Consider the following 19,582-nt stretch of genomic DNA (forward strand, 5'->3'; position numbering starts at 1 on the left):
CGCCATGACCGTTCCGCCGGAGGACCTTCCCGTCGCCGTGATCGGGGCTGGGCCGGTCGGCCTCACGACGGCCCTGGGGCTGGCCCACTACGGGGTGCCCGTAGCGGTCTTCGAGGAAGATGCCGACCTCTCACTGGACACCAAGGCGGGAACGGTGCTCACACGGACACTGGAGGTGCTGCACCGGTACGGGGCGCTTCCCGGGGTGCTCCGGGCGTCGTTGCGGCTGGAGGAGATCGGCGACATCGACCGCGCGACCAACACGTCGGCGCGCAGCGTGCGGACCGGCACGCTCGTCGACGACACCCGGTTCCCCTTCGTGGTCAACATTCCTCAGCACGAGCTGGAGCCGGTGCTGAGGACGGCGCTCGACGCACGGTGCCCGGGCGCACTACGGATGAACCACCGGCTGACCGGGTTCACCCAGAAGAACGACCATGTGGAGCTGCGGCTCGACACCCCGGGCGGTCCGCGCGCCGTCCGGGCCCGATACGTGCTCGCCTGCGACGGCGGGCGGTCGCCGGTGCGGGATCTGCTCGGCATCGCCGTCAGCGGGAAGACGCTGGACGAGCGCTACATGCTCGTCGATCTCAAGGTGGACCTCGACGTGGCGAATCCCCGCGACTATCCCTACCTCGCCTACTTCGGGGATCCGGAGGAGTGGATGATCCTCGTGCGCCAGCCGCACTGCTGGCGGTTCCTGTACCCCCTCGCGCCGGGCCGGCCCGAACCCACGCGGCGGGAGCTGGCGGACAAATGCCGCAGGTTCATCGGCGACATCTCGGGGCTGGAGGTCATCGGCACCAACGTCTACACGGTGCACCAGCGGGTGGCCGAGCGGTGGCGGGTCGGGCGGATGTTCCTCGTGGGCGACGCCGCCCACCTGATCACGCCCATGTGGGCGCTCGGGCTCAACACGGGCGTGCTCGACGCCTCCAACCTGCCCTGGCGGCTGGCGTGGGTGCTGCGCGGCTGGGCTGGCGAGGAGTTGCTGGACGGATACGAGAGCGAGCAGGCACCGGTCGCCGTCCAGGGGGCCGGGCAGATGGCCGAGGCCGCACGCACCTACATGGCACGGCGTTCCGACGGCGTCGAGGCGATGGGCGACGGCGACTGGGGCAATGCGTTCACCCGCTCTCTCCTCGGCGTCCGCCTGGACGTCGACGGCACCGGCGACTGGTCGATGGTGAAGTCGGGGTCGGCGCCCGGCGCGGTCCGGGCGGGGGACCGCGCGCCCGACCTCCCGCTCTTCGGCCACGACGGAATGCTCTTCCTGCACGACCTGGTCGCGGACGGCTTCGTCGCGCTGTACTTCACCGACACGCGCCGCGGGCCGCGCATTCTCGGACCGGAGTCTCCGGGGCTGCGCCGCTTCGCCGTCAGCCGGTGGGACGCGCCGCACGACTCCGGCCTGCGGCGGCGTGCGCTCTTCGATCCCGGCGGCCGGGTCGAACAGCGGTTCGGTGTACCTCCCGACACCGTCGTGCTCGTCCGGCCGGACGCGCACGTGGCGGCGATCGCGTCGTTCGCCCCCCACTCCGGGCGCGACGTCGCGGCCGAGCTGTACGCCCGCGCCGTCGGCCGCCCCGTCCCCGTCGCGTCCGAGCAATCCGAAAGAGAGGAAGCCCATGTCAGCGGATGAGATCGCCATCGCTCCGGACGGCTCCGAGGTCACCCTCGGCAAGGTCGGTCAGAGGGTCGTCTTCGAGAACGCCAGCGTTCGGGTCTGGGACATCGTCCTCGAACCGGGCGAGCAGCAGACGTGGCACCGGCACGGCAACCCTTACCTGGTCATCGCGCTGGCCGCCGCGGACAACCGGATCGATCCCCTCGACGGCGGCGAGCCGCGTCTGGTGCACGAGCCGTTCGGCGGCGTCGTGTACCGAGAGCCCGGCGAGGTCCACATGCTGACGAACCGCGGGAACACCCGATACCACAGCAGGCTCGTCGAGCTGAAGACGTCCGGCGAGGACGCGGCAGACGGTTCGCGCGAGGCCGGAGGGGGACCCGGGCATGGCTGAGCCGCTGGTCACGCCGCGCCCGCCATGCCCCGCGGGTGTGTCCGAGCACGAATGGGCGGACAACGTTTCCGATCCCGCTGCGTACTCCGGTGCGGCACCGGACCGGTCCCGCGAACAGCTCGTCACGAACGGCCAAGGGAAGCTCCTCGGCCGATTCCGTGAGGTCCTGCTTCGGACGGACGACCTGGAGTGGGTGGACAAGACGTTGGCCGGGCTCTCCCAGCGGCTGCTGTGGCGCGACGACGCGACAGGCGCGTCCATCGCTCTCGTCCGGTTCCTGAAGGGTGCCGGGATCCCGTCCCGCCACTCCCACGCGTCCAACCAGTTCATGTTCTGCCTGAGCGGGCGGTACACGTATTCGCCCACCGGGCTGACGCTGACCCGGGGCTCGTTCTACTGGAACCCGAAGGGCAGCATGCACGGTCCGACCCTCGCCGAAGAGGACTCGATCCTCCTTGAGACCTACGACGGGCCGCACTATCCGACTCAACCCGAGTGGTACACCGACCCCGCCGACGCACGGTAGCCACGGAGACCCGGCCGCCTCCAGCGACCACGTTCGCAACCCACCCGAAAGGCGGGCGTCCATGCCCAAGCAGGAAGTGAGATCCGTCGACCTGGCCGTCCCGAACGGCCATTTCGCCCAAGCCGTGTCAGCGAGTTCCCAAGGGCGACTGGTGTTCGTCTCCGGGATGACCGCTCGCACCAGATCCGGCACGGTCGAGGGGATCGGAGACATCACCGCGCAGACTCACCAGGTGTGCCGGAACATCATGGCCGCCATGGAAGCGGCCGGGGGCACGCTCGACGACATCGTGCGCGTCGACGTCTACGTGCGCAACATGGAGGACTTCGAAGCGATCCACGCCGTACGCAGGCAGTACTTCACCGGCGTGCCTCCCGCGTCGACGCTGGTCGAGGTCTCGAAGTTCGTGAACAAGGACTACCTGATCGAGATCAACGCTATCGCGGTCCTCCAAGACGGCCAGGGAGAGGGCACGTGAGGCTCGCCGCGGTGCACCACGCCGGCGCGGCCCACATCGGGCTGGTAGCGGCGGACGGTGAGACGATCGCGCTGCTCCCCCCGGGGCTGGGCACCCTCGACGATGCCGTCCGCGGCGGCCCGCCCGCTCTGGATGCGCTCGCCGCGGCGGCGATGGGCGCCCCGGCGTGCCCCCTGGCCGAGGTGACGCTCACCGCCCCGCTGCGGCACTTCAACCGCGACATCCTCGCTACGGGCTGGAACTACTGGGACCATTTCGACGAGTCGCTCGGGAAACGCGAAGGGCAGGACCCGAAGTCGCGGCCGACCCGGCCGACCTTCTTCGGCAAGGGCCCAGGCACCGTGATCGGACCGTACGACGACATCGCCTTCGACCCGGACCTGTCCATGAAATGGGACTACGAGGCCGAAGTCGCGATCGTGATCGGGAAGGACGGCCGGTCGATCCCCGAGGAGACCGCGCTCGACCACGTCTTCGGCTACTGCGTGGCCAACGACGTGTCGCAGCGCGACCTGCAACGGGCCCACGGCGGGCAGTGGCTGAAGGGGAAGAGCGTCGACGCGACCATGCCGCTCGGACCATGGATCACCACCGCTGACGAGATCGCCGACCCCTACGCGCTGCGCGTCCAGTGCGAGGTCAACGGGAAGCTGTTGCAGGACGCCTCGACAGGGCAGGTCGCCTTCCGCTTCGAACGGCTCATCGCCGAACTCTCCCTGGGCATGACGCTCCGGGCCGGCGACGTCGTACTCACCGGCACGCCGAGCGGGATCGGCAACGCCCGCGACCCGCAGATCTTCCTCGCCGACGGCGACGTCGTCGTCACCAGGGTCGACCGCCTCGGCGAACTGCGGAACCGGGTCGCGCGCACCGTCCTGACCTGAAGTTCCATGCCGGTTCGAACCGCCGGGAAACCGAGTTCGGCCTCGACGAGGCGGACCCGCCTTGAGCGCGTCCGCTTCGCCTCGTCCGGTTCCCGTCCGCCTCCGGCGTCTTCCATACGACTTAGATGCGCCCGCCTGCGGGACTGACGCCGACCCGATAGCCGGCCGACACGCAGGCGGCGTCGAAGTCAGCCGTCCGGCTCTTCGCGCGGTCCCAAGGCGGCCAGTGCGACTTCCGCCGCCGAACTCGGCCGACCAGGACAACGCGGTCGCAATGATGGACTGTCTGTGTGAGCGCTTCGGGAATCTGCGAAGCGTATGAATTGGCTCCCCGGCTGGCTCCCGAGACTACGAAGCGGTCATCGGGACACACGAGATCGCGCCGTGGACAACGCTCTGACCTGCGGAAACTTGGGGTGGGCGATACTGGGTTCGAACCAGTGGCCTCTTCGGTGTGAACGAAGCGCTCTCCCACTGAGCTAATCGCCCCTGCGGAACGCGTGTTCCGACGTCGGAAACTCTAGCGCATCTCCGGGGGTGGTCGCGCGCCGGTTTCCGGGGGTGGGGCTGGGGTTCAGGTCCAGAAGGTGGGGTCTTCTATGTTCCAGGGGAGGGTCGTGCCGTAGACGGCCAGGTAGGCGGTCAGGGCGGCGGCCAGGGCGGCGGCGGTCAGGACGCCGAGGATGGTGTTGCGGCGGCGGGCGCGGGGGTCCAGGGCCTTTTCCTTGGCTCGGTCGGCGGCGGTCCGGGCTCGGTGGAGGGCGCGCTGGGCCCAGGCGAACTCGGTGGCGAGGATGGCGAGGCCGATGACGATGCCGAGGAGGCCGGGGCCGGGGGTCACCATCATGATCAGACCCGTGGCGAGGACGGCGGCGCCGGTGAGGAAGACGCCGGCGCGCCAGGCGGTGTTGAGGAGCGGGTTGCGCCGGATCCGGGCGCGGAAGCGGTGGGAGAGGCGCGGTTCCGGCGACGGGGCGTCCTTTTCATGATTTATTGCCACGGTTTTACTCTAAGGCAGCGGATGGGCCAGCGGGGGCCCGTGGGGGCGTGCGGATCGGGGCGCGGGGCAGGCGGGGCGGGACGAAGGAAAGTTGCGAATGATCCGCTTTTGCCCAGGTCAGACGCAGGTTTTGCTATGGTGGGATGGATCACAAACGCCGGGGGCGCCGGAATGTTCGGCCGAGTTCAGGCAGTTAGGCGTCATAGATCGCGGGGATGTCGGTGGGAAGGAGTACCGCCACCGAGGCACCCCGTGAGCCAGCGGGACCGACGTAAGAGGGAATGGCCATGAACAGCAGTACCACCGTCTCAGCAGAGCTGGGCCTTCGTCTCGTCGTCCCCGACCGCACGACCGTCCCTCTGCTGGCCGGGCTGGAGTACGCGGCCGACGACCCGTACGCGATCCGGATGGCCTTCTACGTGGGCGACGACGAGCCGGTCGAGTGGATCTTCGCTCGGGAGCTGCTCACCGTCGGCATCGTGCGCAAGGTCGGGGCCGGGGACGTCGAGGTCTGGCCCGGCGAGGACGACGGCACGCTCAACATCGCGCTGTCCTCCCCGTTCGGGGACGCGCTGTTCGAGGTGCCGCTCTCCCCTCTCGCCGACTTCCTCCACCGGACGTACCAGGCGGTGCCCGCCGGCCAGGAGAGTGAGTTCATCGACATCGACGCCGAGCTGGAGAACCTGCTCTGGCCGTCCTAGCCGGACAGGCGCGCGATGTGACGCATCTTGTTCATCGCGTCCAGGGCGGCGACCTTGTAGGACTCGGCCAAGGTGGGGTAGTTGAAGACGGCGTTGACCAGGTAGTCGACGGTGCCGCCGCACCCCATGACCGTCTGGCCGATGTGGACGAGCTCGGTGGCGCCGGTGCCGAAGACGTGGACGCCGAGGAGGCGCCGGTCCTCCGGTGAGACGAGGAGTTTCAGCATCCCGTAGGAGTCCCCGATGATCTGGCCGCGGGCGAGCTCGCGGTAGCGGGACACGCCCACCTCGAAGGGGACCTTGTCCTCGGTCAGGGCGTCCTCGGTGCGGCCGACGAAGCTGATCTCGGGGATCGTGTAGATGCCGATCGGCTGGGTCTCGTGTATCTGCGAGACGGGCTCGTCGCAGGCGTGGTGGGCGGCGAGGCGGCCCTGCTCCATCGAGGTGGCCGCGAGGGACGGGAACCCGATCACGTCCCCGACCGCGTAGATGTGCGGGACCTCGGTGCGGTAGTGCTCGTCGACCTTGATCCGGCCCCGGCGGTCGGCGGTGAGGCCCGCGGCCTCCAGGCACAGGTCGCCGGTCATGCCGTGGCGTCCGGCGGAGTACATGACGGTGTCGGCGGGGATCCGCTTGCCGCTCTCCAGGACGGTGATCGCGCCGTGCGCCATCCGCTCGACGGAGGCGACGCTCTCGCGGAACCGGAAGGTGACCGCCAGGTCGCGCAGGTGGTACTTCAGCGCCTCGACGATCTCCAGGTCGCAGAAGTCGAGCATGCGCTCGCGCCGCTCGACGACGGTGACCTTGGTGCCGAGCGCGGCGAACATGGAGGCGTACTCGATGCCGATCACGCCGGCTCCGACGACGACCATGGTCTCGGGGATGCGGTCCATGTGGATGATGCCGTCGGAGTCGATGATCGTCCGGTCGTCGAAGTCGACGGTCTCGGGGCGGGCGGGGCGGGTGCCCGTCGCGATCACGATGCGGTCGGCGGTGACCGTCTGCCCGCGTTCGCCGGTGCCGCTGACGGCGACCGTGCCGGGTTCCAGGAAGCGGCCGGTGCCGGGCAGGACGGTGACGCGGTTGCGGGCGAGCTGGCTGCGGACGACGTCGGTCTCGCGGCCGATGACGTGCCGGGTGCGCATCCCGAGGTCGGCGACGGTGATCTCGTCCTTGACCCGGTAGCTCTGCCCGTACAGCTCGCGCTGGTTGAGCCCGGTCAGGTAGAGGACGGCCTCGCGGAGCGTCTTGGACGGGATCGTCCCGGTGTTGATGCAGACGCCGCCCATCATGTCACGGCGGTCGACGATGCCGACCCTGCGGCCGAGCTTGGCGGCCGCGATGGCGGCGCGCTGACCGCCGGGCCCCGAGCCGAGGACGAGGAGATCGAAGTCGTTCACTCCGCCAGTGTGACGCCTGGCGGTCCGTCCGATAAGGGCTTCGGCGGACGATTCGTGCGACCGGCCCCGGCCCGTGCGGCCGCCTTTCTTCATCCTGGGGTCAGGCCGCTGAGGCGTTCGCACTCCGACCACACCGCTTGCTGCCCCCCTTCGTCGAGCGCGCCTGACGGCCACGCCGCGCGGCGCGCCTTGGCGTCGACATATGCCCCGGTAACGCCCTCCATCTCCGGGCTGGACGCCAGGTGGACGCTGGAGCGCGAGGCCTTGGTCATGTTCGACAGGAGCAGCGGCCCGAGCAGCCTGATCAGCGGGGCGGCGGGGCGGTAGAGGTAGGGGAACGCGCGCATGGGGGTGGCCTGGTTCCCGGGGGTGTAGGCGTGGCCCGGATAGGCCACGTTGACGGTCACCCCTCCCTCTTCCAGTTGGGAGGCGAACCGGTGACTCATCGCCATCAGGGCCGTCTTGGCGTGGTTGTAGTGCGCGAACCTCCAACCGAGGTACTTCTTCTCTCCTTGCAGGTTGCCGGGGTCGATCGTCCCGCCGGGCATGCCGCCGGTCAGGTTGACCACGCGCGCCGCGCCCGCCGCGCGCAGCGTCGGCAGGAGCAGGCAGGTGAGGGCGTACGGCGCGAGGACGTTGACGGCGAACGTGGCCTCGACGCCGTCCCGCGTGAGCCGCCGCTCGGCGTTCATGCCCCCGGCGTTGTTCACCAGGACGTCCAGGCGGTCGTACCGCTCGGTGACCTGGTCGGCGAGACGGCGGAGACCGGCCAGGTCCGACAGGTCCGCGGTCAGCGCCGTGACTTCGCCGGCCTCCCGTGAGATCTCGGCGGCGGCGGCCCTCGCGCGCTCGGGGTGGCGCCCGACGAGGATCACCTCGGCGCCGAGCAGGGCCAGCCGCCGGGCGGTCTCCCGGCCGATCCCCGCGGTGCTTCCGGTCACCAGGACGGTCTTGCCGCGCATCGTCTTCTCCTCACCCGCAGGCCATCGCTGACGAACGCAGAATATGACACTCGGTGTCATATGCAACTCCAAGTGCCATAATCTATCCTCGGTGCATGACACGTGCGGAGATGGGGCTGCGGGAGCGGACACGGCGCGCGGTGCGCGCCGAACTCGCCGAGCTCGCGCTCGGACTGTTCGTCGAACGCGGATACGAGCGGACCACCGTCGAGGACATCGCCGCCGCGGCGGGTCTGTCGAAGCGCAGCTTCTTCCGCTACTTCCCGACCAAGGAGGACGTGGTGTTCGGCGACGTCGACGACCTCGCCGAACGCATCGCCGACGACATCCGGGCGCGGCCCTGCGACGGCGATGCCTGGGCGTGCCTGCACGCCGTACTGCGCGACTGGGAGCCGCGCGTCCACGCCGCCCAGCGCGACCTGGCCGGCATGCGTCTCATCGAGACGACCCCGGCGCTGCGGGCGCGCCTGCACCAGAAGCGCGACGAGCTGCGGGATCGGGTCACCGCCGCGCTGAGGGAAAGGCCCGGCGCCTCCCTCGACGCCTTCACCGCCGAGCTGCTCACCGCCGCCGCCGGCGCCGCCCTGGACGCGGCCGCCCGCGAGTGGCTGCGCTCAGACGGGACGGCCGACCGCGCCGCCCTGATCGACCACGCGTTCACCCTGCTGGCGCCGCGTCTCTGAGACCGGTCGCTTCCTGGGCGCGGTGAGGTCTCCGGCGAGCGCGTCCAGGCCGGCCTTGATGCGGTCGAGGGGCATGCCGCGCGTCCGGCGCTGGTGGAGGAACAGGTTGGCGGCGAGGGGGGCGAGGAGGGCGTCGGCCAGGTAGGAGGCGTCGGCGTCCGGGCGGATCTCCTGGAGCAGGATCTCCAGATGCCGGTGGTAGAGCAGGTAGGAGCCCTCGCGGAAGCGGGCCTCGGGCGGGTCGGACTCGGCCATCAGCAGCAGGTCCGCCTGGGCCTCGGTGCGGTCGGCCAGGGCGTGCAGGAAGGCGCGGACGCGCTCGGCGGGCGCGGCGCCCGGGCCGAGCGGCGCGGGGCCCTGGATGAAGGCTGCCTGGAAGTCGCGCTCGCGGTCGTCGATCACGGCGTAGACGAGCCGGGCCCGGTCCCCGAACCGGCGGTACACGGTGCCGACGCCGACCCCGGCGGCACGCGCGACCTCGTCCATGGAGACGGCCTCGGGCCCGCGGGTCGCGATCAGCTCGGCGGCCGCGCGCAGGATGCGGCGGCGGTTGTGCGTCGCGTCCGCGCGCTCGGCGGGCGGCCGCCCCACCACGGGCAGCTCCCGCATCCAGCCCCCTCTCGGCACGGCACATCAGCGTAACGGGTTTGTATCCGGAATGTTCTCCGGTTAAGCTCGCTAAGCGGAGATTTTTCCGGTTAGCGACGTGGGAGTTGAGATGACGACGGATCTGACGGGACGGGCGGCGCTGGTGACGGGCGGCGGGCGCGGCATCGGGGCGGCGATCGCGCGGCGGCTGGCGCGGCACGGCGCCGACGTCGCGGTGACCTACGTGCGGGCCCCGGAACGGGCCGCGGGCGTCGTCCGCGAGATCGAGGCGGCGGGCGGGCGCGGGCTGGCGATCGCCGCCGACGCCGCCGACCCCGCGGCCGTCGTCGCGGCCGTCGACCGCGCGGCGGCCGAGCTGGGCCGCCTCGACATCCTGGTCAACAACGCCGGGATCGCGCCCTACGGGCCGCTGGAGGACGTGTCGGCCACCGAACTCGACCGGACGCTGGCGATCCACGTCCGGGCGGCGTTCGTCGCGGCGCAGGCGGCGGCCCGCCATCTCGGGCCGGGCGGGCGGATCATCAACATCGGCAGCAGCCTCGCCGAGCGCGTCCCCTATCCCGGCTGGACGCTGTACGCCATGAGCAAGTCGGCGCTCACCGGCCTCACCCGGGGCCTGGCCCGCGATCTCGGGCCGCGCGGGATCACCGCGAACGTGGTGCAGCCGGGCTCGACCGACACCGAGATGAACCCCGCGGACTCCCCCGACGCCGAGTTCGAGCGCGGGTTCGCGGCGCTCGGCCGGTACGGGCGGGTCGACGAGATCGCCGCGATGGTCGCGCATCTGGCGGGCCCGGGCGGGGACTATGTGACCGGTGCGGCGATCGCCGTGGACGGGGGGTTTGCGGCCTGATGGCATGGGTTTTCCTACTGATCGCGGGGTTGACGGAGCTGGTGTGGGCGACGGCGCTGAAGCAGTCGGACGGCCTGACGCGGCTCTGGCCGACCGTCATCGGCCTGTCGGTGGCGCTGCTCAGCGTCGTCGTACTGTCGCTGTCGCTGCGGACGCTGCCGGTCGGGACGGCGTACGCGGTGTTCGTCGGGCTGGGGGCGCTCGGTGTCGCGCTCGTCGGCATGGTCGCGTTCGGCGAGAGCGCGTCACCGGCCCGGCTGGCGTTCCTCGGCCTGATCGTGGTCGGGGTGATCGGCCTGCAGGTGCTGGAGGGCTCTTAGCGGGGTGGGGATCGGGCAGAGTGGGGGCATGGCGAGGGAGATGCTGGGGATCGACATCGGCGGGTCGGGGATCAAGGGCGCGCCGGTCGACCTGTCGGACGGGACGTTCACCCGGGAGCGGTTCCGGGTGGACACGCCGCAGCCGTCGAAGCCCAAGGCGGTCGCGAAGGTGCTCGCGCAGGTCGTGGAGCATTTCGGGTGGGACGGGCCGGTCGGGGTCACCTACCCCGGCGTGGTGGTCGACGGCGTGACGATGTCGGCGGCGAACGTGTCGAAGCGGTGGATCGGGCTGGAGGCGCGCGCGCTGATCGCGGACGCGACCGGGCGGGAGGTCACGCTGCTCAACGACGCGGACGCGGCGGGGATCGCGGAGATGCGGCTCGGCGCGGGACGCGGGAGGCGCGGGACGGTCGTCGTGCTCACGCTGGGGACGGGGATCGGCAGCGCGCTGTTCACCGACGGCGTCCTCGTCCCGAACACCGAGTTCGGCCACCTGCGGATCGACGGCGAGGACGCCGAGGTCCGCGCGGCGGCGAAGGCGCGGGAGGAGGAGGACCTCAGCTGGAAGAAGTGGGCGAAGCGGCTGAGCGTGTACATGGCCCACCTGGAGGCGCTGATCTCCCCCTCGCTGATCGTCGTGGGGGGCGGGGTGAGCAAGAAGTCCGAGCACTTCATCCCGCTGATCAAGGGGGTCCGGGCGGAGATCGTCCCGGCGCGGCTGGTGAACAACGCGGGCATCGTGGGGGCGGCGATGGCGGCCGAGGCCGCTCATGACGCGGCGGCCGAAACCGCTCATGACGCGGCGGCCGAGGCCGCCCATGCCGCGGGTTAGGCCGTCCGGAAGCGGATCGTCGCGATCTCCCAGGGGCGCAGGGCGAGCGTGGCCGTGCCGTCATGCACGTCGAGCGGGATGCCGGGTCGTCCGCGCAGGTCGACGCGGGTCGCCTCGGTGAGGTCGCCGCGCAGGACGGCCGTGGTGGGACGCGCGCACTGGGCGACCATCCGGGCCTCGGTCCAGCCGTCGCGGAGGCGGAGCGAGGTCATCGCCACGCCGTCGCCCGTGATCGAGAGGCCCTCCCGGGAGGCAGGGAGGGGTGTGGCGGCCCGCCCGTAGCCGGCGGCGGTGAGCAGGTCGTGGCGGTAGGTCTCGGCGGCCCGCAGGACATCGGTTCCGGGGGCCTCGCCGGAGTACGGCATGATCGCGAGCCCGACCGCGCGCTCGCCCCGGCACTGGGCCCGCGGGGTGGGGAGCTGCGGCCCGGCGGGCTGGTCGCGGTAGGCGTTGCGGTCCCGCGACAGGTGGCCGATCGAGCGCAGCAGGGTGAGCGCCAGCTCCCGTCCGCCGAGCACCTCGTACTCGGTGACGTGCTCCAGCAGGACGGCGAGGCCGCCCGCGGCGACGAACCCGGACGCGGGGAACGTCGGCACCGGCCGCTCGCCGAAGCCGCCCTCCGCCGTGGGCCCGCGCTCGACGATCGCGAACTGGCCCTCGGCGAAGGACGAGTCGGCGTGGCGCGGCAGTGACATGTGCAGCCGGACGCGGTGGTCGTCGCACCGGTTGTCGAACGTGACGCGCAGCCGGAGGAAGGGCTCCCCGGCGCGCAGTTCCGCGCGGGTGGTGACGGTCACGTCCTCTTCGGCGTCGGACCGGGCGTCGCGCGGGACGTCTCCGGAGGCGGGCCACCGGTAGGTCCGGACGACGGCGAGCGCGGCGACGAGCGGCCCGTCCCACACGGGCCGGACGTCCACCGCCACGGGATCGCCGACGATGCGGTCCTCCACGGGCGGCGCGTAGTTGTAGGAGTCGCCGAGGTCGCCGCCGTCCACGACGCGGCCGACCCCTTCGACGACGTGGCCGGACGGGGTGCGCAGCTGGAGCGTGCCGTCCTCCCGGACCTCGGCGCGCAGCAGCCCGTTGTCCAGGACGTTCCCTTCGGCCTTCACGGGCCCTTCCCCGGTACCGCCCGGCGCGGCGGGCCGGACGGCGGCCATGCCCAGGGCGGGCACTTCGACCAGCGCGGCGACCGTGCGGCGCGGATCGGCCAGGATCCGGACGCGCCAGTCCCCGTCCGCGTCGCGCAGCGCGTCCCGCACTTCGCCGATGTCGAACGGGACGTCGGCACGGGACGTGACGTGGAAGGTGAGCGTGCGGTCCTCCCGGGACACCGTCCAGTCGCGGATCTCCTGCCCGAACAGCACCCGCCCGTACACGCGCTCCAGAAGGATCGGCAGTTCGGAGACCGGGTGGACGGCGTCGTCCAGGACGGTGGGAGCGACGTCGAGCGTCTGGACGGGGACCGGGCGCCCGTCCCCCGTCACGAGCCCGGGTTCCCCTTCGCACGGGATGTCGAGGGTGACGAGGCCGGTCCGCGGGGCGGGGGTCGGGTTGAACACCAGGTGCGAGCCGAGCGGCACCGTCGCGGCGCGCTCGGCGGTGACGAGGTCGCAGACCGCGCGGCCGAGCTGCTCGGCCTCCGCCATGCGCGCCGCGACCTGCTCGGCGGTCTCGTCGCTGCCGCATCCGGTGACCGAGTCGTGGCAGCTCACCTCGATGAGGCGCCGCCAGGCGAGGTCGAGGAACCGCTGCGCGTCGCCGGTGTACCAGAGGGCGGTGAGGGGTTCGGCGTAGCGTTCCACGAGCCGCTCGGCGCGTCCCATCAGCTGCTTGAGCCGGACGCGGGCCGACAGCACGCCCGGCAGGATGTTGGCGCGGGCGTGCGACCGCAGCTCGCCCCGGACGTGCGGCAGGCCGTCCACGGACGTCCTCTCGTCCGCGAAGTACCCGGCGAGCGTGTCCAGCCGCATCGGGAGCCCGGCGGAGGCGACGCGGTCGGCGAGGTCGGCGGCGGGCGCGGTGTGGTCGGCGCCGTACATGGCCAGCAGCGGGCCGCCGCCCGGGTACCAGCGGCCCATCGCCTCCGCGAACCCGGCGACGCGGCCGGGCAGCAGGGACGCGCCGTCCTCGAACTCCTCGAACATCGACGCGGCGTTGCCGTAGCCGCCCTCGGGGAGGTACTGGGTGCGGATCGCGGTCCCGTCCGGCGCCTCCCAGGCGAACGCGCGGGTGCGGACCCGGTCCGGGACGCCGCGCCACACGCAGGCGTGCTCGATCCCCGCGAGCCTGAGGATCTGCGGTGTCTGCGCGCAGTGCCCGAACTGGTCGGGCAGGTAGCCGACCATCATCGCCGCGCCCAGCTCTTCCGCGCGCCGCAGACCGAGTTCCAGGTTCCGGACGATGTTCTCCCCCGAGCACAGGAACTCGTCGTGCAGGATCTGCCAGGGCCCGACGGCCAGCCGGCCCTCCCGGACGAGCGCGGCCAGCCGTTCGCGCCGCTCGGGACGGATCTCCAGGTAGTCGTCGACGGCGGCCATCTGCCCGTCCAGGGTGAAGTGCCAGCGCGGGTCGGCCTCCATCCCGTCGATGACGCCGTCCAGCAGCGACACGAGGCGGAGCCGGAAGCGCTGGAACGGCAGGTACCACTCGCGGTCCCAGTGGGTGTGCGGCACGACGACGATCTCTGAGCCCTCGGTCCGGCCTTCTACCCGCACAGTGCGATCACCTCGTTCTCGTGGGTCTCCAGTCGGTGCATGCCCGGCGCGCCGGCCGGCATCCGGACGCGGTCGCCCCGGACGGCGGTCCGCCGCCCGTCCGGCCCGACCAGCACGGTCCCGTCCGCGCCGAGGGCGTGGAGCTCGCCGGCGGCGCGCAGCAGCACCGGCGCGTCCAGGCCGGCGGACACCGCCGTCCGGCCCGCCGCGAGCCCGCCCAGCACGTCCTGCCCCTCGGCGAGGACCCAGGTCACGGGCTCGCCGAGGTTCTTCGTCTGCGCCGGGTCGTGGAAGTCGCTGCCGCCGAGCGGGACGACGCCCCGCGGCCGCCACACCTGCGCCCAGGCCAGCGGGGCACCCCATCGGCGGTCCCACCAGGACGAATGCCAGATCTCGGCGAAGCGCGGCCGGTGCTCGGCGGGCAGCGGGCGGCGCCAGGCGCAGTCGCCGCTGAGCGGGTGGTTGATCGACATGAGCCCGCCGCGCGCGGCGGCGGAGGCGGCCCAGTCGGCGCTCGGCCCGCGGAAGTCGATCCAGCCGGTGTCGCCGAAGACGTTCGCGTGGCCGAGGTCGGTCGTGACCTCCTGGCCGGGCAGCAGCAGGATCCCGGCGTGCGCCGCGGCGGCGGGCAGCTCGGAATGGTGGCTGACGGTGTTGTGGTCGGTGACCGCGAGGTAGTCCAGGCCGCGGGAGGCCGCGAGGCACGCCAGTTCGTGGACGGTGAGCGTGCCGTCGCTGTGGACGGTGTGCGAGTGCAGGTCACCGGCGAGCCAGCGCATCCCTTCGGGGGCGGGCAGTTCCGGGCGGGACGGCCGTTCCGGGCGCGGAGGCGGCGGCTCGTCCGGCCGCTTCGGGCTCCGCCCAGACGTGGTGACGGTGACCTCGTACGGGACGCCGTCCGGTGGTATCCGATGCAGCCCGAGCCAGACGTGCCACGGGCCGGGTTCCAGCTCGCCCGGGAGATAGCCGGGCGTCGCCCAGTCGGCGCCTATCGTGAAACGGCGGCGCGCCCCACCGGACCAGCCGCGGAACCCGTCGGGTCCATGGCAGCCCAGGTCGATCACACCGCCGTCGAAGGACAGTTCGACCGTGACGGACGCCGTCCCCGGCGGCACCTCGAAGGGGAGTTCGCGCAGCCCCTGCTCCAGACGGTCTTCGAGGCTCCACCGTCCGCCGTGCACGGTCATCCGCTCCTCCCGTCCCTGGTCAGGGGCGCCGCGGCCCGCCCGGCCCCGTCGGCGGCGCCCGTCACCAGCCCGCCGTCCCGGTAGAGCAGGACGCGTCCCGGACGCGGCGACGCCCATCCCTCCGCTGAGAGCTGGACCTCAGCCCCCTCCCCGACCACGACCCGCACCGTCTCGCCGCCGACGTCCAGGGTCACGAGCGAGGACGCGCCGAGGTTCTCCACGACGGACACCCTCCCGCCGAACGCCCCGTCCACCGGTTCGGTGCTGAACTCCATGTACTCGGGACGTACCCCGCACACGACCTCCTGCCCGTCCGGTAGGAGGCCGCGCGCCTCCTCCGGGACGGGCAGTTCGGTCCCGGCGACCGCGACGGCCCCGCCGCGGACCGTGCCGGGCAGCAGGTTCATCGGCGTCGAACCGATGAACGAGGCCACGAACAGGTTCGCCGGCCGCCGGAACACCTCCGCGGGTGTGCCGATCTGCCGGATCTGCCCCGACTCCATCACCGCGATCCGGTCGGCGAGCGCCAGTGCCTCCGCCTGGTCGTGCGTGACGAACACCGACGTGAACGCGAGCCGCTGCTGGAACCTCTTCAGGAACGTGCGGGCCTCCAGGCGGAGCCGCGCGTCGAGGTTGGACAGCGGCTCGTCCAGCAGCAGGACCCGCGGATCGGCCACCACCGCGCGGGCCAGCGCGACCCGCTGCTGCTGGCCGCCCGACAGCTCCCCCGGACGCCGCCGCTCCAGCCCCTGGAGACCGAGCTCGCGGGCGGCCTCCGCCGCCCGCGCGTACCGGACGGCGCGGCCCAGCCTCCTGACGCGCAGCGGGTAGGCGATGTTGTCCATGACGTTCATGTGCGGGAACAGCGCGTAGTCCTGGAACACCATGCCGACGTCGCGGCGCCCCGGCTGGAGCCGCGTCACGTCCTCGTCGCCGAGGCGGACCGTCCCGCCCGTGGCCGCCTCCAGGCCGGCGACCGTGCGCAGCAGCGTCGTCTTCCCGCAACCGGACGGGCCGAGCAGCGCGAAGAACTCACCCGTCGCGACGTCGAGGTCGAGCGCGTCCAGGGCCCGCACGCCGCCCGGGTACACCTTCGTCAGCCGCCGGATCGTGATGGACCCCATCAGCGCTTGATCCCTCCGTGGAAGCGGAACCCGTACCGGCGGCTGACGAACAGGTACATGAGCACGACCGGCAGGGAGTACAGCAGCGAGAACGTGGAGATCAGGGGCAGGTCCGGCTGGCCGCCCTCGGTGTAGAACGTGTACATGATCACCGAGGCGGGGGCCTTGTCCGGGTTCCGCAGGAGCAGGAACGGCATGAGGAAGTCGCCCCACACCTGCGCGACCGTCCAGACCGCCACGGTGGCGAGCCCAGGGCGGATGACCGGGAGGACGACGTGCCGCAGCACCTGCAGCGGCGAGGCGCCGAACACCCGCGCGGCCTCCTCGTAGGACGTGGGCGTGGCGTCGGTGAAGTCCTTGAGCAGGAAGATCGCCGCCGGCAGCAGCCCGCCGGTCAGCACCAGGATCACGCCGAGCCGCGAGTCGATCAGGTGCAGGTTGAAGGCCAGCAGGAACACCGGCACCATCGCGGCCGTCCCGGTGATGATCGACGACAGCAGGAGCAGGACGTAGAGCAGCAGGTCCCGGCCCGGCACCCGGACCCGGCTCAGCGCGTACGCGGCCAGCGACGCGGTCGTGACGACGAGCGCGGCCGTCCCGGCGGCCAGCAGCACCGAGTTGCGCAGCGACGCGAGCGCGTAGGGGTTGTCCAGCAGGACCCGGAAGTTGTGGAGGGTGAACTCGGGCAGCGACGCCGAGATGCCGGGGTTCGCGTCGAACGGCGCGAAGGCCAGCCAGAGCAGCGGCAGCGCGAAGAACCCGAGGACGGCCGAGACGAACACCGCCAGCCCGATGCGGCGCAGCAGCTCCCGTACGGTGCCGTTCACGCGGCCGCCCCCCGCGCCGCGCCGGCCTCCGCCCCACCGGGCTCCGCCGTGCGGGCGCGCCCGCGGTCGCGCAGCGCCCGCAGGTAGAGCAGCGCGATCACCAGGTTGATCAGAATCATGATCAGCGAGATGGCGGCGCCGAACCCGAGCCGGCCGTCCCCGAGCGCCGTCCGGTACACGTACACCGACATGATCTCCGAGCGCCCGTCCGGGCCGCCCGCGGTGATCAGGAACGGGGTGAAGTCGTTGAACGTCCACAGGCTGACCAGCAGCAGGCTCGTCAGCAGATGGCCGCGGATGCGCGGGAACACCGCGTCGCGGAGCGTCTGCCACGTCGAGGCGCCCGCGAGCCGCGCCGTCTCCAGATGGGACGGTGGAACGTTCCCGAGCGCCGCTCCGTAGAGCATCATCGAGAACGCCGTCCCGCGCCAGACGTTGAACACGACGACGCACGCCATCGGGTGGTCGAGCAGCCACGCCGTGCCCGGGGTGCCGAGCACGGCGTTGAGGGTCCCGCCGTCGCGGTCGAGCAGCGCGATCCACAGGAACGCGATGACCGAGGACGGCAGGATCCAGGCCAGCAGCACCAGCCCCTCGACCAGGCGCCTGACCGGGCCCGGCCGGTCGCGCATCACCCACGCGATCGAGAAGCCGAGCACGGTCTGCCCGATCACCGCCGACCCCAGGACGAACTGGAGCGTCAGCCACAGCGACCGGTGGAAGTCCCCGTCGCCGAGGACCGTCCGGTAGTTGTCCGTCCCGACGAACCGCGGCTCGCTGGCGGCGACGCCCGTGAGCCGGTAGTCGGTCGTGCCCAGGTAGAGCGTCCAGAGGGCGGGGAACACCAGGAACACGGCGACCAGGACCAGCGCGGGCGCGACGAAGGCGGCGGCGCGCCCCCGCCCCAGCCCGGCCGCGTCGCCCTCGAAGAACGGCGCGGCCGCGGGCGCGAGGTCAGCGCGGGGTGACGTGGGAGGCGCCACCGACGATCCCCTCCAGCTTCTTGGCGTACTCGGCGGCGGCCTGGTCGGGGCTCTTGCCCGACACCACGCTCGCCGTGGCCTCCTGCAAGGCGGTCGACACCTGCGGGTAGGCCGAGAGCCCCGGGCGATAGGACGTGACGGGCAGCACCTTCTCCGACACGAACGTCAGGAAAGGGTCGCCCGCGAGGATCTCCTTGTTGACGTCCGTCCGGGACGTGATCTCGGGGGTGCCGGCCGTCCGCGCCTTGACCATCTCCGGGGAGTTCATGAAGGCCAGCAACTCGAAGGCCTGCTGCGGGTAATCGGTGTTGGGGTTGAGGACGGTCACCGAGCCCCCCGACATGCTCACGAACGACTGCCCGCGCACCCCCCGGCCCTGGGAGACGGCGGGGATCAGCGCGTAGCCGACGTCCTGGTCGCGGGTCGCCATCTTCGCCACGCCGGTCTTCGGGTTGAGGACGTCCCGCCAGAAGTAGTCGCCCTCGAACAGGATCCCGATCTTGCCGGCGGCGAACTCCTCGAACGACTTGTCACGCCCCTTGGCCTCCTGCTGGAGCTTGGGGTCGCCGAGGCCCTCGCGGCCGTAGACCTGCGCGTACAGGCCGAGGACCTGCTTGAGCGCCTGGCCGCCGCCCGTCCACCTGCCGTCCGCCCAGATCTCGGCGCCCGCCCCGGCCAGCAGCGGCAGCGCCCCCTGCATGCTGGTGGCCTCGCCCATCGCGGTGCCCGCGTTGAGCTGGATCGGGGTCACGCCGGGGACCTTCTTCAGGGCGCGCCCCGCCGCGACGATCTCCTGCCAGCTCTTCGGCTGCCAGTCGGCGGGCAGGCCTGCTCGCGCGAACAGCTTCTTGTTGAAGAAGACGAGGCGGCCGTCGGTCCCGGGAGGGACCCCGTAGCGCTCGTTCTCGAACGTCGCCAGCCGCTGCACCGATCCGGGGATCCGCGACCAGCCGTCCCAGGCGCCTGCGGGGGCGCCGACCGCTTTCGACAGCGGCAGGATGTAGCCGGCCTGGGCGAACTCGCCGACCCAGATGCCGTCGATGTCCATGATGTCGGCACCGGAGCGCGACTTCAGGTCGAGCGCCAGCTTCGTCTTGTACACCTCGTCGTCCACGCCCTGGCCGCGGAACGTCACCTTCACCGTGACGCCCTTGGCCTTCTGCGCCGCGACGAACTCAGGGATCACCGTCCTGGTGATCCACACGGCCTCTTCGCTGTTCTTGCCGCCCTCGATGGCGTTGCGGGTGATCGTCAGGGAGAGGTTCTTGGCGTCCTTGCCCCGGTCGGGGTCGGCCGTGGATCCGCCGCCGCACCCGGCGAGCGCCGCGCCCGCCAGAGCGAGCGCGGCCGCCGCGCCGATCCGCCTCCTGGAGAAGTCCCTACTGGAGAAGACCATGGGTGACCTCCTACAAGCGTCACCACATAACGTGAACGAAGAATTCGATCACGTAAAGACTCGGAGATCGTTTTTCTGG

General features: G+C 71.9%; 20 protein-coding genes and 1 tRNA gene. 10 read left to right on the forward strand and 11 right to left on the reverse strand.

What is annotated here, in order from left to right:
• Nucleotides 1-4: 4 nt before the first annotated feature.
• From BKA00_RS13175 to BKA00_RS13195, 5 genes are all read left to right on the forward strand, one after another.
• The gene (locus tag BKA00_RS13175) at nt 5-1,642 is read left to right on the forward strand and encodes an FAD-dependent monooxygenase (RefSeq protein WP_185025172.1); all 1,638 of its coding nucleotides are present in this window, start codon (nt 5-7) and stop codon (nt 1,640-1,642) included.
• A complete protein-coding gene (locus tag BKA00_RS13180) occupies nt 1,629-2,021 on the forward strand; it encodes a cupin domain-containing protein (RefSeq protein WP_185025173.1) in 393 nt (130 codons plus the stop codon). Before BKA00_RS13175 ends, BKA00_RS13180 begins: the two co-directional genes overlap by 14 nt.
• Nucleotides 2,014-2,547, forward strand: coding sequence for a cupin domain-containing protein (locus BKA00_RS13185; protein ID WP_185025174.1), 534 nt, complete (start codon nt 2,014-2,016; stop codon nt 2,545-2,547). Before BKA00_RS13180 ends, BKA00_RS13185 begins: the two co-directional genes overlap by 8 nt.
• Before the next feature lie 61 nt (nt 2,548-2,608).
• Entirely contained in the window at nt 2,609-3,025 is a 417-nt protein-coding gene (locus tag BKA00_RS13190; protein ID WP_185025175.1) for a RidA family protein, read from the forward strand.
• Entirely contained in the window at nt 3,022-3,909 is an 888-nt protein-coding gene (locus BKA00_RS13195; protein ID WP_221493139.1) for a fumarylacetoacetate hydrolase family protein, read from the forward strand. The genes BKA00_RS13190 and BKA00_RS13195 overlap by 4 nt, the downstream gene beginning before the upstream one ends.
• 417 nt (nt 3,910-4,326) lie before the next feature.
• Here BKA00_RS13195 and BKA00_RS13200 read toward each other — a convergent pair.
• Both BKA00_RS13200 and BKA00_RS13205 read right to left on the reverse strand, forming a co-directional pair.
• Nucleotides 4,327-4,398: transfer RNA gene (locus BKA00_RS13200), tRNA-Val, on the reverse strand.
• A gap of 85 nt (nt 4,399-4,483) precedes the next feature.
• Nucleotides 4,484-4,909 (reverse strand): TIGR02611 family protein, encoded by a 426-nt coding sequence (locus BKA00_RS13205; protein WP_185025176.1) that lies wholly within the window; start codon nt 4,907-4,909, stop codon nt 4,484-4,486.
• A gap of 287 nt (nt 4,910-5,196) precedes the next feature.
• Between BKA00_RS13205 and BKA00_RS13210 the strand changes: the two genes are divergently transcribed.
• A complete protein-coding gene (locus BKA00_RS13210) occupies nt 5,197-5,610 on the forward strand; it encodes an SsgA family sporulation/cell division regulator (protein WP_185025177.1) in 414 nt (137 codons plus the stop codon).
• Here BKA00_RS13210 and sthA read toward each other — a convergent pair.
• Both sthA and BKA00_RS13220 read right to left on the reverse strand, forming a co-directional pair.
• Nucleotides 5,607-7,010, reverse strand: a complete 1,404-nt coding sequence (gene sthA / locus BKA00_RS13215) for a Si-specific NAD(P)(+) transhydrogenase (RefSeq protein WP_185025178.1) — start codon at nt 7,008-7,010, stop codon at nt 5,607-5,609. The two genes, BKA00_RS13210 and sthA, sit on opposite strands and share 4 nt — an antisense overlap.
• An 89-nt stretch (nt 7,011-7,099) precedes the next feature.
• Nucleotides 7,100-7,972: an SDR family NAD(P)-dependent oxidoreductase gene (locus tag BKA00_RS13220; protein WP_185025179.1), complete on the reverse strand. Its 873-nt coding sequence runs from the start codon at nt 7,970-7,972 to the stop codon at nt 7,100-7,102.
• A gap of 95 nt (nt 7,973-8,067) precedes the next feature.
• On the opposite strand from BKA00_RS13220, the gene BKA00_RS13225 reads away from it, so the two are divergent.
• Nucleotides 8,068-8,655: a TetR family transcriptional regulator gene (locus BKA00_RS13225; protein WP_221493141.1), complete on the forward strand. Its 588-nt coding sequence runs from the start codon at nt 8,068-8,070 to the stop codon at nt 8,653-8,655.
• Here BKA00_RS13225 and BKA00_RS13230 read toward each other — a convergent pair.
• Nucleotides 8,587-9,264 carry a TetR/AcrR family transcriptional regulator gene (locus BKA00_RS13230; RefSeq protein ID WP_185025180.1) on the reverse strand — a complete coding sequence of 226 codons (678 nt, stop codon included), beginning with the start codon at nt 9,262-9,264 and terminating at the stop codon, nt 8,587-8,589. The two genes, BKA00_RS13225 and BKA00_RS13230, sit on opposite strands and share 69 nt — an antisense overlap.
• A 109-nt stretch (nt 9,265-9,373) precedes the next feature.
• Between BKA00_RS13230 and BKA00_RS13235 the strand changes: the two genes are divergently transcribed.
• From BKA00_RS13235 to ppgK, 3 genes are read left to right on the forward strand one after another with little or no spacing between them, the layout of a single operon-like run.
• Nucleotides 9,374-10,117 (forward strand): SDR family oxidoreductase, encoded by a 744-nt coding sequence (locus BKA00_RS13235; RefSeq protein ID WP_185025181.1) that lies wholly within the window; start codon nt 9,374-9,376, stop codon nt 10,115-10,117.
• Nucleotides 10,117-10,437: a DMT family transporter gene (locus BKA00_RS13240; RefSeq protein ID WP_185025182.1), complete on the forward strand. Its 321-nt coding sequence runs from the start codon at nt 10,117-10,119 to the stop codon at nt 10,435-10,437. The genes BKA00_RS13235 and BKA00_RS13240 overlap by 1 nt, the downstream gene beginning before the upstream one ends.
• A 28-nt stretch (nt 10,438-10,465) precedes the next feature.
• Entirely contained in the window at nt 10,466-11,269 is an 804-nt protein-coding gene (ppgK, locus tag BKA00_RS13245; protein ID WP_185025183.1) for a polyphosphate--glucose phosphotransferase, read from the forward strand.
• Here ppgK and BKA00_RS40420 read toward each other — a convergent pair.
• From BKA00_RS40420 to BKA00_RS13275, 6 genes are read right to left on the reverse strand one after another with little or no spacing between them, the layout of a single operon-like run.
• Nucleotides 11,266-13,986: a glycoside hydrolase family 38 N-terminal domain-containing protein gene (locus tag BKA00_RS40420; RefSeq protein WP_185025184.1), complete on the reverse strand. Its 2,721-nt coding sequence runs from the start codon at nt 13,984-13,986 to the stop codon at nt 11,266-11,268. The two genes, ppgK and BKA00_RS40420, sit on opposite strands and share 4 nt — an antisense overlap.
• Entirely contained in the window at nt 13,977-15,173 is a 1,197-nt protein-coding gene (locus BKA00_RS13255; RefSeq protein WP_185025185.1) for a CehA/McbA family metallohydrolase, read from the reverse strand. The genes BKA00_RS40420 and BKA00_RS13255 overlap by 10 nt, the downstream gene beginning before the upstream one ends.
• On the reverse strand, nt 15,170-16,297 hold the full coding sequence (locus BKA00_RS13260) for an ABC transporter ATP-binding protein (RefSeq protein ID WP_185025186.1): 1,128 nt from the start codon (nt 16,295-16,297) through the stop codon (nt 15,170-15,172). Before BKA00_RS13260 ends, BKA00_RS13255 begins: the two co-directional genes overlap by 4 nt.
• Entirely contained in the window at nt 16,297-17,124 is an 828-nt protein-coding gene (locus BKA00_RS13265) for a carbohydrate ABC transporter permease (protein ID WP_185025187.1), read from the reverse strand. Before BKA00_RS13265 ends, BKA00_RS13260 begins: the two co-directional genes overlap by 1 nt.
• Nucleotides 17,121-18,107, reverse strand: coding sequence for a carbohydrate ABC transporter permease (locus tag BKA00_RS13270; RefSeq protein WP_185025188.1), 987 nt, complete (start codon nt 18,105-18,107; stop codon nt 17,121-17,123). The genes BKA00_RS13265 and BKA00_RS13270 overlap by 4 nt, the downstream gene beginning before the upstream one ends.
• Nucleotides 18,079-19,503 carry an extracellular solute-binding protein gene (locus tag BKA00_RS13275; RefSeq protein WP_185025189.1) on the reverse strand — a complete coding sequence of 475 codons (1,425 nt, stop codon included), beginning with the start codon at nt 19,501-19,503 and terminating at the stop codon, nt 18,079-18,081. The genes BKA00_RS13270 and BKA00_RS13275 overlap by 29 nt, the downstream gene beginning before the upstream one ends.
• Between the last annotated feature and the right edge of the window lie 79 nt (nt 19,504-19,582).

The organism is Actinomadura coerulea (assembly GCF_014208105.1).
GTDB lineage: Bacteria > Actinomycetota > Actinomycetes > Streptosporangiales > Streptosporangiaceae > Spirillospora > Spirillospora coerulea.